Here is a 13,271-nt window from a genome sequence, read left to right as displayed (position 1 = left end):
TAAAAACTGCTGTTGCGCGGACCGTTGACCCCGTACCAGCCGGTCGGTACGGTCACCCGCAATCACGGCGCCGCCCCCCTTCCCGCACCCCTCGGAGCGTGCACGCATGGACACGGCCTCCTCCGCGACACCGAGCACCACCCCGCAGCCCACCGCCCGGCACCGCCGCAAGGTGGCCACCGCGGCCGCCCTGGCGTCCGCCGTCGAGTGGTACGACTACTTCGTCTTCGGCATCGCCGCGGCCCTCGTACTGGGCCACTCCTTCTTCCCCTCCGGCAGTCAGGTCGCCGGCGTGCTCGCCGCGTTCGCGACCTTCGCCGTCGGCTTCCTCGCCAGACCCATCGGCGGTGTGATCGCCGGCCAGCTCGGCGACAAACGCGGCCGCAAGCCGATGCTCGTCCTCGCACTGACCCTGATGGGCATCGCCACCACCGGCATCGGCCTGCTTCCCACGTACGACACGATCGGCATCGCGGCCCCGGTCCTGCTGGTGACGCTGCGCATCGTGCAGGGCATCGCGGTCGGCGCCCAGTGGGGCGGCGCGATGCTGATGGCGACCGAGTACGCCCCCGAGGGCAAGCGCGGGCTGTACGGCTCGCTCGTGCAGCTCGGCGTGCCGATCGGCGTGGTGACCGCCAACAGCGTCTTCCTGGTGGCCGGCGCGGCCGTCGGCGACGAGGCGTTCGCCTCCTGGGGCTGGCGGCTGCCGTTCTTCGTCGGCGTGCTCGTCCTGATCCTCGCCTGGTACATCCACACCCGTGTCGAGGAGACCCCGGAGTTCCGGGCCGCCGAACGGCAGCTGGCCGCCGCCGAGAAGCAGGCCGACACCCAGCGCTCGCCACTGCGCTCGATCCTCCGCCACCACCTCGGCACGGTCCTGCTGGCGGGCGGTTCCTTCGCGGTGAACACCGCGACGTTCTACATCCTGATCACCGGCGTACTGGACTACGCGACCCGTGAACTGGACATGCAGCGCACGGCCGTACTGACCGTCTCCCTCCTGGTCAGCCTCACCCAGCTCGCCCTGATCCCGGCCGCGGCCGCGCTCTCGGACCGGATCGGCAGGCTGCGCGTCTACACCCTCGGCGCGATCGGACTGCTGGTCTGGGCGGTGCCGATGTTCCTGCTGATCGACACCGCCTCGCTGGTGTGGCTGGCCGTCGGCACGTTCGTCACCAGCTGCTTCCTGAGCATCATGTACGGGCCGCAGGCCGCGCTGTTCGCCGAGCTGTTCTCGGCGGAGATGCGCTACACCGGGGCCTCGCTCGGCTACCAGATCAGCGCCGTCCTGGGCGGCGGCCTCGCGCCGTTCCTCATGGTCCTGCTGCTGGAGGCGAGCGGCACCTCGATGGCGGTCTCCGGTTACATCATCCTGCTCTCGGTGGTCGCGCTGGCCTCCATCGCGGTACTGGCCAAGCGCGCCCGGCGGGCGGCCGCCGAGGAGGCAGCCGCCGCCGGCCCGGCTACGCGGCCGCAGCCGGCGGAGTAGCGCGGCCCGGCGCCGCGGCGGCTTCCGGCGCGCCGGCCTTCCGCAACCGGGGGAAGGCCGGCACCGCCACCAGGAACGCCAGCGTGGTCAGCACGAAGGGCCAGGTGAAGGTGTGGCCGCCGGACGGCGCGAAGAGCGCGGCGGTCGCCGAGGTCAGGATGGTCGCGGCGGCCGCACCGGTCACCGCGTACGCCAGCGACCAGCCGCCCGCGGAGAGGAAGACCCCGCCCAGCGCCATCGTGACGAGCACCGCGTTGTATCCCATCCCGCCGTCGGCGATCTGCGACGCGGGGGCGCCCAGCAGCCAGCTCGCCACGATGCCGACCACGCTGCCCAGGCAGGCCAGTGCGCCCAGCCGGCGGTCGGCGACGAAAATGCCGAGGAGGAAGAGCGCGCCGACGTACCACTGCGGCATGAAGAAGATCTGGGCGATGTTCGAGAAGAACGCGTGCCACAGGTCGGTCCAGGAGAGCGAGGTGCGGCCGACTGCCGGGCGGGCGAGGGCGGCCAGTCCGCCGTCGTGGTGCCAGGTGCGGGTGAAGCCGGGCGCCGCGATGGTCATGGCGCTGGCGGAGAGGCAGTACGGCAGGGTCAGCGTGGGGAGGTTCCAGGGGCGCAGCAGCGTCCCGATGGCTCCGGTGAGCACGGTGACGACCACGCAGCCGCCCGCCGCCAACAGCGCGGTGGAGAGGTGGTCGGCGCCCAGGAACGCGGCGAAACCCACCGCCACCAGGCAGGAGTTGAAGCCTTCCAGGCCCGCGGTGACCCGGTCGCGGGCCACCCCGAGGACCTGCGCCGTGGCGGTGCCCAGTGCGGTGCCGCACAGTCCGTAGACGCCGTACTCCCAGCCGGCGGCGCTGAGCGCGACGGTGAAGACGAGGCCGGCGAGCGCGCTGGGCAGGAAGTCGACCTGTGCCTGGCCGCGCAGCACGCGCACCACGAAGGCGTAGTACCGCCGGTCCGTTATCGGCTCCTGCACGTGGGTTCTCCTGTCGCGCGCACTACGTCACGGGCGTCCCGGATATTACATGCGTGTTACAAATAGATGACAGGGGAGGTCGGCGAATGCCGCGGACGGGTCCGGCCGGGAGGTCGGCGAACGCCGTGTACGGGTCCGGCTAGGAGGCCGGCTGGAACTGCAGGGCGAGGCCGTCGACCAGCGCCTGCAGGCCGGACTCGAAGGCGCCCTCGTCGACCTGCTGCTGGTGTTCGGCGAGCAGATGGGCCTGGCCGAGGTGCGGGTAGTCGGCCGGATCGTATGCGGCCGCGTCGTCGACGAAGCCGCGCGCGAAGGACCCCAGCGCGGAACCCGCGACGAAGTACCGCACCATCGCGCAGACCTTGGTGGCCTGGGCGGGCGGCCAGCCGGCCTCGACCATGCCGCCGAACGCCTCGTCGGCCATCTTCAGGCCCGCCGGGCGGCGGCCGGGGCCCTGGGCGAGGAACGGCACGAAGTTCGGGTGCGCGGCGAGCGCCGCGCGGTAGGAGCGGGCCCACTCCACCAGGCCGCGCCGCCAGTCCCGGTCCGGGCCGAACCCGGAGACGTCGACCTTGGCGATCACCATGTCCGCCGCGGCGTCGAGGATCTCGTCCTTGGTCGTGAAGTGGTTGTAGAGCGAGGGGCCGCTCACCCCCAGTTCGGCGGCGAGCCGCCGCGTGGACAGCGCCTGCAGCCCTTCCTCGTCGATGAGCGCGAGGGCCGCCGTGACGATGCGCTCACGGTTCAGCAGGGGCTTGCGGGGTCGGGCCATGACGCACATAGTAGAGGCTGCCGCCGAAAAACTAGCAGTGATAATTAAGGCGCGGGCGTCCGCACGGGCACCGCCGCCGTCGCCCCCACTGCCACCGTTCAGAGGAAGACGCATCATGAACCTCGAACTCACCGAGGAGCAGGCCGCCGTCCGGCAGCTCGCCAAGGACTTCGTCGACCGCGAGGTCGCCCCGCACGCCACGGAGTGGGACCGCGCCGAACAGGTCGACCGCTCCCTCGTGAAGACCATGGGCGACCTGGGCTTCCTCGGCCTGACCATCCCCGAGGAGTACGGCGGTTCGGGCGGCGACCACTTCGCGTACGCGCTGGTCACCGAGGAGTTGGGCCGGGGCGACTCCTCCGTGCGCGGCATCGTCTCGGTATCGCTCGGTCTGGTCGGCAAGTCCATCGCCGCCTGGGGGAGCGAGGAGCAGAAGCAGGAGTGGCTGCCCCGGCTCACCTCGGGCGAGGCCATCGGCTGCTTCGGCCTCACCGAGCCCGGCACCGGCTCCGACGCGGGCAACCTGACCACCCGTGCCGTCCGTGACGGTGACGCCGGGGACTGGGTGATCAACGGTACGAAGATGTTCATCACCAACGGCACCTGGGCCGACGTGGTGCTGCTCTTCGCCCGCACCGGCGCCGAGCCCGGCCACAAGGGCGTCAGCGCCTTCCTGGTGCCCACCGACACCCCCGGCCTCTCCCGCCGGGAGATCCACGGCAAGCTGGGCCTGCGCGGCCAGGCCACCGCCGAGCTGGTCCTGGAGGACGTCCGGGTGCCGGCCTCCGCGATGATCGCCCCCGAGGGCAAGGGCTTCTCCGTCGCCATGTCCGCGCTGGCCAAGGGCCGGATGTCGGTCGCCGCCGGCTGCGTGGGCATCGCCCAGGCCGCGCTGGACGCGGCGGTCGGCTACGCGACCGAGCGCGACCAGTTCGGCAAGACCATCGCCCACCACCAGCTCGTCCAGGAACTGCTCAGCGACATCTCGCTGGACGTGGACGCGGCCCGGCTGCTGACCTGGCGGGTCGCCGACCTCATCGACCGCGGCGAGCCGTTCGTCACCGAGGCGTCCAAGGCCAAGCTGTTCGCCTCCGAGGCCGCGGTGCGCTGCGCCAACAACGCCCTCCAGGTCTTCGGCGGGTACGGCTACATCGACGAGTACCCGGTCGGCAAGCTGGTCCGCGACGCCCGCGTGATGACGCTCTACGAGGGCACCAGCCAGATCCAGAAGCTGCTCATCGGGCGCGCGCTGACGGGTGTCTCGGCGTTCTGAGCGGACGGTGGCACGTACGGTACGTACGCGCACCCACGGGCCCGGCACGGTCTTCGGAGGGCCGGCCGGGCTCTCGCACGCTAAGCGCTTGCTCAGTTCTGCGGGTATGGTGTTCGATCTGATGGCCCCGCCGCGGACGGACCGCGGCGGACCGCGGGATCGGAGTGCGCGATGGGTGCCGAGGCGGAGCGGACGGACCAGGTCGCCGAGGAATGGGCCGGCGTGGCCCCGGACGCCGCCCAGCGGCTGGTCGGAGCGGCCGTCGAGGCGTTCGCCGAGCGCGGCTACCACGCCACGACCACCCGCGACATCGCCGGGCGGGCCGGCATGAGCCCGGCAGCGCTCTACATCCACTACAAGACGAAGGAAGAGCTGCTCTACCGCATCAGCGTCACCGGCCACGAACGGGCGCTGAAGATCATGGCGGCCGCGGCCGGAGCCGAGGGCACCGCCGCCGACCGGCTCTGCCGCGCGGTACGCGCCTTCGCCAGCTGGCACGCCGAGCGGCACACCACGGCCCGCATCATCCAGTACGAGCTGAAGGCGCTCGGCGAGGAGCACTACACCGAGATCGCCGACCTGCGGCGGCAGACCGACCGGCTGCTGCGGGAGATCATCCAGGACGGCACGGACGCCGGGGAGTTCTCCGTGCGCGACGTGCCCGGCACGACGCTGGCGGTGCTCTCGCTCTGCGTGGACGTCGCGCGGTGGTTCACCGCGGACGGCAAGCGCACGCCCGACCAGGTCGGTGAGCTCTACGCCGACCTGGTGCTGGGCATGGTGGGCGCGCGCCGCCCGTAGCGCAGCCCTACAGGTAGAAGCGGCTGACCGACTCCGCGACGCAGACCGGCTTGTCGCCGCCCTCGCGCTCCACGGTCACCGTCGTGGTGAGCTGCACGCCGCCCGCCACCTCGGCCACCTCGGCGATCTTCGCGGTGGCGCGCACCCGCGAGCCGACCGGCACGGGGGAGGGGAAGCGCACCTTGTTCGTGCCGTAGTTGATGCCCATCTTGACGTTGTCGACGCGCATCAGCTGCGGTACCAGCGCGGGCAGCAGCGACAGCGTGAGATAGCCGTGCGCGATCGTGGTGCCGAACGGACCGGCCTTGGCCTTCTCCTGGTCGACGTGGATCCACTGGTGATCGCCGGTGGCGTCGGCGAACAGGTCGATCCGCTTCTGGTCGACCTCCAGCCAGTCGCTCGGGCCGAGTTCCTCGCCGACCGCTCCACGCAGCTCGTCCAGCGAACCGAACACTCGGGGGTCTGCCATGTCCGTATGCCTCCTCATCGACTAAGCGCTTGCTCAGCTTGCTGTGCGGAGGCTCCGCTGTCAACGGACCGGCCGGTTAGGCTGGCGGACGTGCCCCAGCTATCCCGTCAGCTCACCGTCGGCCAGCTCGCAGCGCGCAGCGGCGCCGCCGTCTCCGCCCTGCACTTCTACGAGTCCAAGGGCCTGATCAGCAGCACCAGGACCGCGGGCAACCAGCGCCGGTTCACCCGCGACACGCTGCGCCGGGTCGCCTTCGTACGGGCGGCGCAGCGCGTCGGCATCCCGCTCGCCGTCATCCGGGAGGCGCTCGCCGAACTGCCGGAGGAGCGCACCCCCAACCGTGAGGACTGGGCCCGGCTCTCCGAGGCCTGGCGCGGCGAGCTGGACGAGCGCATCGGCCAGCTCCTGGAGCTGCGCGACCGGCTGACCGACTGCATCGGCTGCGGCTGCCTCTCCCTGGAGAAGTGCACGCTCTCCAACCCGTACGACGAGCTCGGCGAACAGGGGCCGGGCGCGCGGCGGCTGCGGGTCGACCGGGCGGTGCGGGAGCGGGACGACGCCGGCGCGTGCGCCCGGCCGGGCACGTGACCGTCATGCGCCAGCCCGTGAACGGCTGACGCATGACCGGTCGTGTCAGCCCGTGAACAGCTGCGTCATCTTGAGCGCCAGCTCGTACAGCCCGTAGGCGAAGGGCAGTCCGACCCACAGCCAGGCGAGGGCGAGCAGGGCGCGGCGGCGGCCGGTCACAGGGCGGCTCCTTCTTCCCGTTCCTCCTGGCTCCGCGGCTCCACCGGTTCGTGGTGGCGCGGATGCACCGGCCGGATCAGCTCGTTGGCGACGAAGCCGATCACGAGCAGGCCGATCATGATGAAGAACGATGTGGTGTAGAGGTCGGGACCGTGGTGCCCGGCGGCGTGCCGGGAGTCCGCGATGGCGTTGACGATGAGCGGGCCGAGGACGCCGGCGGTGGACCAGGCGGTGAGCAGCCGGCCGTGGATCGCGCCGACCTGGTACGTGCCGAAGAGGTCCTTCAGGTATGCGGGGGCCGTGGCGAAGCCGCCGCCGTAGAAGGACAGGATGACCGCGGCGCAGGCCACGAAGAGCGGCTTGGACGCGTCGCCGGTCGTGGCCAGGACGAGGTAGAGCAGGGCGCCCACGCCGAGGTAGAGGCGGTAGATGTTCTTCCGGCCGACCAGGTCGGAGGTGGTGGACCAGGCGAACCGGCCGAGCATGTTGGCGAGCGAGAGCAGGCCCACGAAGCCGGCCGCCGCGGCCGCGCTCACGGGCGTCGAGGTGTCCGCGAAGAAGTCGGCGATCATCGGCGCCGCCTTCTCCAGGATGCCGATGCCGGCCGTGACGTTCATGCAGAGGATGACCCACAGGCACCAGAACTGCGGGGTGCGCAGCGCGTTGCGGGCGGAGACCTGTGCGGTGGTGACCAGGGCGCGCGGCGCGCTCCCGGCGGGCGCGGCGCCCGGGGGCCGCCAGTCGTCCGGCGGTACGCGGACCAGCAGCACGCCCAGCGACATGAAGACCGCGTACACCAGCCCCATCACGAGGAACGTCTGCGCGATGCCGGCGGAGTCGGTGCCCAGCGCGTCCAGCAGCCCGCTGGACCAGGGGGAGGCGATCAGGGCGCCGCCGCCGAAGCCCATGATGGCGATGCCGGTGGCCATGCCGGGGCGGTCCGGGAACCACTTGATCAGCGTGGAGACCGGGGAGATGTAGCCGATGCCCAGGCCGATCCCGCCGATGAAGCCGTAGCCGAGGACGACGAGCCAGTACTGGCCGGTGGCGGCGCCGAGCGAGGCGACGAGGAAGCCGGAGCAGAAGCAGACGGTGGAGACGAGCATCGCCCAGCGCGGCCCGCGCCGTTCGACGAGCGTGCCGCCGAACGCCGCCGACAGGCCGAGCATCACGATGGCGAGCTGGAAGGGGAGCGCGGAGGCGGTGCCGGAGAGTCCGAGGGAGGACTCCAGGGGCGGTTTGAACACGCTCCAGGCGTAGGCCTGGCCGATGGCGAGGTGGATGGCGAGCGCGGCCGGCGGTACGAGCCAGCGGCTCCAGCCCGGCGGGGCGACGGTGGCGGAACGGGCGAGCGCGAGCATGCAGGTGAACGTAGTGCCGCCCGGCGAGCCAGGGGAAGATCTCGTCAAAGAATCAACCAAAAAAGCCCGTCCGGTGCGGCGGGAAAAGGGCACCGGCGGGTCCCCCGTGCCCGGTGCGGCCGTGCCGCGTCGGCCCTTCGGGTCCCCCGTCCCGAAAGCGGCTCCCCGGTGCGTCCCGCGCGGTGATCCGTGCGAGGGCGTGCGGCGACGGCAGCGGCGGGTGCGCCGCTCAGGCCGCCGCGAACGCGCGCTCCGTGCGTGCCCGGCGGGCCGCGGAGAGCGTCGCCGCCGTGAGGACCGCGGCCGGGGTGACCACGCCGCACTCCTGGCAGACCGGTCCGGTCATCGGGCGCTCGGCGTCGGTCTGCCAGACGAACCGGTGGCCGCCGCACACCGGGCAGTCCTCGCGTGCCCGGCCCGACTCCATGGCCGCGATCACCCGGCGCAGGACGTCCGCCAGCCGGGCGGTGGGGTGCCGGTCCGGGGACTCGCACGGCACGATGTCGCACCCTCCCCAGGTGCGCAGGTGCCATTCGTGCAGGGCACCCGGCTGCCGGATGCCGTCGTGCTTCTCGCGCCGCCTGCGGGCGGCGAAATCCTCTTCGTACGCGAGCCAGAGGTTACGTGCTTCCTCCAGTTCCGCCAGGGCGGCCACGAGCCGGCCCGGGTCGGGGTTGCGGTCCTGCGTCCCGATGCCTGCGCGGGTGCACAGATGGTGCCATGTCGCGCGGTGCCCGTACGGGGCGAACCGCTCCAGGCACTTGCGCAGTGCCGTCCGCCGCTGAGTCGCGACGAGACGGGGGTTGCGGACCTGTTCGGCGAGAGCTCTGAAACCGGCCATTTCATCCCACCTCCGTGGGGAGGACCCGACTGGACATGGAATGGACGTAGCGGACCGCCGTCCGGATCCATCGAACTGACGTGCCCATTCGGCGTGTTGGCCATGTGTCGTAAGGGGTCTGTGGGTTGAAGGAAAGTTGACTGTTGTTCATCTTCCGTCGCGCCTTTACCGCCGGTAACCTCCTGCGCACCCGCCTCCCAAGGAGCAGGAATGCGACGACGTACCGGAAGGCGCGCCGCTGCCGCCCTGGCAGCAGTGTTCGCCCTGGGCGCCAGTGCCCTGGCGCCCCTCCCCGCCGCGGCGGCCACCGCGGACCCCGCCCCCGCCGACCACTGCAAGGGCCAGTGCGCCGACATCCTGCCGCCCGGCGAGAACGGCAACGCCACCCTCGCCGAGGTCCTCGGCAACAAGGTCTTCGGCACCCGCCCGGCCCACGCCTCCGACCAGCTCGGCCCCTACGACGCGCTGAACGGCGGCCACCAGTCGCTCACCGACGACACCCTGAAGAACTTCTTCAACGACGCCTCCTTCGGCGTCCCCGAGGACCAGGTCGGCAAGGTCACCTCGCCCCGCGACGACGTCACGATCACCCGCGACAAGAAGACGGGCGTCCCGCACATCAAGGGCACCACCCGCTACGGCACCGAGTACGGCGCGGGCTACGCCGCCGCCCAGGACCGGCTGTGGCTGATGGACCTCTTCCGGCACATCGGTCGCGGCGAGCTGACCTCCTTCGCCGGCGGCGCGCTCGCCAACCAGGGCCTGGAGCAGGAGTTCTGGCCGAAGGCCCCGTACACCGAGCAGGACCTCAAGGACCAGGTCGAGTCCATCCGGAAGAACAACGGCCCGCGCGGCGAGCAGGCCATGGCGGACGCCCAGGCGTACGTCGACGGCATCAACGCCTACCGCGAGAAGTCCAAGAAGGGGCGCTACTTCCCCGGCGAGTACGTGCTCACCGGGCACGTCGACGCGATCACCAACGCCGGGGAGATCAAGCCCTTCGAGCTGACCGACCTGATCGCCCTCGCCTCCGTCGTCGGCGGGCTGTTCGGCAACGGGGGCGGCGGCGAGGTGCCGCAGGCCCTCGCCCTGCTCTCCGCCCAGCAGAAGTACGGCGTGGAGAAGGGCACCGAGGTCTGGGAGTCCTTCCGGGAGCGCAACGACCCCGAAGCGGCCATGACGCTCCACGACGGCCAGTCCTTCCCGTACGCGGCCAAGCCGAAGAACGCCAAGGGCACCGCCCTGCCCGACCGCGGCTCGGTCACCGCCGAACCGCTGGTGTACGACCGGACGGGCGCGGCCACCGCCAAGAGCGACCCGCCGCAGGCCGAGGTGAAGACCCCGAAGAAGCTCAAGCCCATGAAGGGCGTCTTCAAGGACGGGGTGCTCCCGAAGGGCAGCTTCGACGCCACCCAGCACCGCGGCATGTCCAACGCCCTGCTGGTCTCCGGCAAGCACACCGCCTCCGGCAACCCGGTCGCCGTCTTCGGCCCGCAGACCGGCTACTTCGCCCCGCAGCTGCTGATGCTCCAGGAGATCCAGGGGCCGGGCATCAGCGCCCGCGGTGCCTCCTTCGCGGGCGTCGGCATGTACGTCCAGCTCGGCCGCGGCCAGGACTACGCCTGGAGCGCCACCTCCGCGAGCCAGGACATCACCGACACCTACGCCGTCGACCTGTGCAACACCGACGGCTCGGCGCCGAGCAAGGACTCCACCGGCTACCGCAAGGACGGCACCTGCGTCCCCATGGAGAAGCTGGAGCGCAGCAATTCCTGGAAGCCGACCGTCGCCGACCCCACCGCCGCCGGGTCCTACCGGATGCAGGTCTACCGCACCGACTTCGGCGTCGTGACGCACCGCGCGACCGTCGACGGCAAGCCCGTCGCCTACACCGCGCAGCGCTCCACCTACCGCCACGAGGCCGACTCCATCATCGGCTTCCAGATGTTCAACGACCCGTCCTACGTCAAGGACGCGAAGTCCTTCCAGCAGGCCGCCCAGCACATCGGCTACGCCTTCAACTGGTTCTACGCCGACTCCAAGGACATCGCGTACTACAACAGCGGCCTGAACCCCGTCCGCAACCCGGACGTCGACCCGTCCCTCCCCGTCCGCGCCGAGAAGGCGTACGAATGGCAGGACTGGGACCCGAAGGCCAACACCTCGGCCTACACCCCGCCCTCGCAGCACCCGCAGTCGGTCGGCCAGGACTACTACATCTCGTGGAACAACAAGCAGGCCAAGGACTACGACTCGGCCGGCTTCGGGAACGGGTCCGTGCATCGCGGCAACCTGCTCGACGACCGGGTCAAGGAACTGGTCCAGGAGGGCGGCGTCACCCGCGCCTCCCTCACCCGCGCGATGAGCGAGGCCGCAGTCACCGACCTGCGCGGCGAGGACGTGCTGCCGGAGCTGCTGAAGGTGCTGCGCTCGGCTCCCGTCGACGATCCGAAGATCAAGACGGCTGTCCAGCAGCTGGACGCCTGGCGCAAGGACGGCGCGCAGCGCCGCGAGACCACCCCGGGGTCCAAGACGTACGCCCACTCCGACGCCGTACGGATCATGGACGCCTGGTGGCCCCTGATGATCGAGAAGGCGTTCAGGCCCGGCCTCGGCAACGGCCTCTACGACGCGCTCAAGGCCAACATCACCGTCGACGAGTCGCCCTCGGCCGGCCACGGCCCGACCGGCAGCCACGCCGGCTCCGCCTTCCAGTACGGCTGGTGGTCCTACGCCGACAAGGACCTGCGCGCGGTCCTCGGCGAGAAGGTGCGCGGCGGACTGGCCGACCGGTACTGCGGCAGCGGTGACCTGAGCGCCTGCCACGACACCCTCGTCGACACGCTGCGCGAAGCGGCCGGGAAGACCGCCGAGCAGGTCTACCCGGGCGACGACTCCTGCAAGGCCGGCGACCAGTGGTGCTCCGACGCGATCATCCAGCGCGCCGTCGGTGGCATCACCCACGACCCCATCAGCTGGCAGAACCGGCCCACCTACCAGCAGGTGGTGGAGTTCCCGAGCCACCGATAGGTGGTCCGGGCGAGCGGCACGGTGCGCGGAGCTGTGGGGGCTCCGCGCACTGTGCCCGGCTGTGCGCGCCGTTCAGTCGCGGCCGATCCGGCCCGCCTCCAGCACCACCCGGGCCAGTTCCGGGTGGCAGATGTCGCTGTGCGCGCCGGCCGGCGGCCCGCCGCGCCGGACCACGGCCGAGGCGTCCACGCTCACGCAGCCCGCCGCCGGCACCGCCTCGCCCAGCCGGATCCGCCGCGCCCCGTCCACCGCCTGGATGCCGTGGAAGCCGATGGCGCCCCAGCGGTCGAACAGGCCCAGGAAGCTCGTCGCGTCCCCCGCCATCTTCGACGCCAGCGGGTAGAACGTGCCGAGCGCGTCGTCGTGCGAGGAGTGGCAGGCCACCAACGGGCCGTCGATGCGTTGCTGCACGCCGTTCAGCGCACCGGAGCGGTCCCGGTCGAACGGGAGCCGCGCGGCGAACGTGTAGTGCGAGAACGCCCCTTGCAGCAGCGTCACCGACTTCACGTTCCGTGCCCCCGACGGCATCCCGCTCAGCGCGTACGAGACGAGCCGGGCACCGAAGGAGTGGCCGACCAGGTGCACCCGTACCGCCGGCGCGCCGTCCGCCAGTTTGCCCAGCACCGGGCCCAGCCCCAGCCGGCCCACCGTGCCGGAGCGCCGCTTCATGGCGTAGTAGCCGCCCTGCCGCAGCATTTCGTGCGCGCCGTTCCACAGCCGGGTCAGCCCGCCGCCGAACAGCGGCTGCCGCTCGGCGTCCACGGCCTCGCCCGGCCACACCCCGGCGCCGGCCGACCGCAGCGCCGCCGTGAGTACCTCGCAGACCTCCAGCGCGTCGTCGGTGAGCATGCCCGGCGTGCCGTCCCCGCTGTCCGCGCCGTACCGGAGGTCGGGACTGTCTTCCGGAACCGCGATCAGCTCCCGCACCAGCCGCGCGAACTCGTCGAACGCCGAGCGGGCGTCGGGCCGTTCCGCCAGCAGCTGCGCGATCCGGTCCAGTACCACCTCCCGGCCGGGGAAGGCCACCGCCAGCTGCCGCCGCAGGGAGTCCGTAAGCTCCGGCTCGGGCGCGGCCGCGGCACGGGCGGTGGCGCGGGCCTGTGACGAGGGATCGAAGTCGGGGATCGGCTCGTCGGTGAAGCGCAGCGCCGGCCAGAGCACGCCCACGTACCCCACCCGGGCCCGCCCGTCCACCAGCAGCTCGGGGAAGGGCTCGAAGAACCGTGTGTACAGGCGCGTGGCCATCGACCGGTCGTTGTTCCACCCGTGCGAGAACACCACGAGATCGGTCAGCCGCTCCCGTACCGCGCCCGCCAGCAGCGCGTCCCGCTGCCGCCGCTCGACGTCTCCGTCGGCGTCAAATGTGAGTTCCCAGTACGGCCGCACCCCGACACCCGCCATGACGACCCCTTTCGCTGCCGCTCGTGCAGCGATCGTCCTGCGCAACGGCCGTCACCGCCATACGCAGGACGACGGAGGCGGGTGTCCTACCGGAAGCCGGGGGCGGCG

At 71.7% G+C, this 13,271-nt stretch carries 11 protein-coding genes; 5 read left to right on the top strand and 6 right to left on the bottom strand.

All coding sequences use genetic code 11. The features are described from left to right. The first annotated feature begins 106 nt into the window (after nucleotides 1-106). The gene (locus ACIGQF_RS06210) at nucleotides 107-1,489 is read left to right on the top strand and encodes an MFS transporter (protein WP_399706109.1); all 1,383 of its coding nucleotides are present in this window, start codon (nucleotides 107-109) and stop codon (nucleotides 1,487-1,489) included. On the opposite strand, the gene ACIGQF_RS06205 is transcribed toward ACIGQF_RS06210, so the two are convergent. After that, nucleotides 1,464-2,468, bottom strand: coding sequence for an urea transporter (locus ACIGQF_RS06205; protein ID WP_399706106.1), 1,005 nt, complete (start codon nucleotides 2,466-2,468; stop codon nucleotides 1,464-1,466). The two genes, ACIGQF_RS06210 and ACIGQF_RS06205, sit on opposite strands and share 26 nt — an antisense overlap. Nucleotides 2,469-2,607: 139 nt before the next feature. Next, on the bottom strand, nucleotides 2,608-3,240 hold the full coding sequence (locus ACIGQF_RS06200; protein WP_399706104.1) for a TetR/AcrR family transcriptional regulator: 633 nt from the start codon (nucleotides 3,238-3,240) through the stop codon (nucleotides 2,608-2,610). Between the two features lie 115 nt (nucleotides 3,241-3,355). Between ACIGQF_RS06200 and ACIGQF_RS06195 the strand changes: the two genes are divergently transcribed. After that, nucleotides 3,356-4,513 carry an acyl-CoA dehydrogenase family protein gene (locus tag ACIGQF_RS06195; RefSeq protein WP_399706101.1) on the top strand — a complete coding sequence of 386 codons (1,158 nt, stop codon included), beginning with the start codon at nucleotides 3,356-3,358 and terminating at the stop codon, nucleotides 4,511-4,513. Between the two features lie 171 nt (nucleotides 4,514-4,684). After that, a complete protein-coding gene (locus tag ACIGQF_RS06190; protein WP_399706099.1) occupies nucleotides 4,685-5,314 on the top strand; it encodes a TetR/AcrR family transcriptional regulator in 630 nt (209 codons plus the stop codon). Nucleotides 5,315-5,321: 7 nt separating this feature from the next. Here the strand turns inward: ACIGQF_RS06190 and ACIGQF_RS06185 are convergent, their stop codons facing one another. Next, nucleotides 5,322-5,783, bottom strand: a complete 462-nt coding sequence (locus tag ACIGQF_RS06185) for a MaoC family dehydratase (RefSeq protein ID WP_399706096.1) — start codon at nucleotides 5,781-5,783, stop codon at nucleotides 5,322-5,324. A gap of 81 nt (nucleotides 5,784-5,864) precedes the next feature. Here ACIGQF_RS06185 and soxR point away from each other — a divergent pair, with 81 nt between their 5' ends. After that, entirely contained in the window at nucleotides 5,865-6,371 is a 507-nt protein-coding gene (soxR, locus tag ACIGQF_RS06180) for a redox-sensitive transcriptional activator SoxR (protein ID WP_399706398.1), read from the top strand. Nucleotides 6,372-6,526: 155 nt separating this feature from the next. Here soxR and ACIGQF_RS06175 read toward each other — a convergent pair whose 3' ends face one another. Then, nucleotides 6,527-7,891, bottom strand: a complete 1,365-nt coding sequence (locus ACIGQF_RS06175) for an OFA family MFS transporter (RefSeq protein ID WP_361563473.1) — start codon at nucleotides 7,889-7,891, stop codon at nucleotides 6,527-6,529. 229 nt (nucleotides 7,892-8,120) lie between these two features. After that, nucleotides 8,121-8,732: a hypothetical protein gene (locus ACIGQF_RS06170; protein ID WP_399706093.1), complete on the bottom strand. Its 612-nt coding sequence runs from the start codon at nucleotides 8,730-8,732 to the stop codon at nucleotides 8,121-8,123. Between the two features lie 210 nt (nucleotides 8,733-8,942). On the opposite strand from ACIGQF_RS06170, the gene ACIGQF_RS06165 reads away from it, so the two are divergent. Beyond that, nucleotides 8,943-11,762, top strand: a complete 2,820-nt coding sequence (locus ACIGQF_RS06165; RefSeq protein WP_399706092.1) for a penicillin acylase family protein — start codon at nucleotides 8,943-8,945, stop codon at nucleotides 11,760-11,762. A gap of 72 nt (nucleotides 11,763-11,834) precedes the next feature. Here ACIGQF_RS06165 and ACIGQF_RS06160 read toward each other — a convergent pair whose 3' ends face one another. Continuing rightward, the gene (locus ACIGQF_RS06160) at nucleotides 11,835-13,163 is read right to left on the bottom strand and encodes a serine-threonine protein kinase (RefSeq protein WP_399706090.1); all 1,329 of its coding nucleotides are present in this window, start codon (nucleotides 13,161-13,163) and stop codon (nucleotides 11,835-11,837) included. Between the last annotated feature and the right edge of the window lie 108 nt (nucleotides 13,164-13,271).

Origin of the sequence: Streptomyces sp. NPDC053560 (genome assembly GCF_044544605.1) — a bacterium.
In the GTDB taxonomy this organism is placed as follows: Bacteria; Actinomycetota; Actinomycetes; order Streptomycetales; family Streptomycetaceae; genus Streptomyces.
This window is presented reverse-complemented; position numbering and strand designations above follow the sequence as displayed.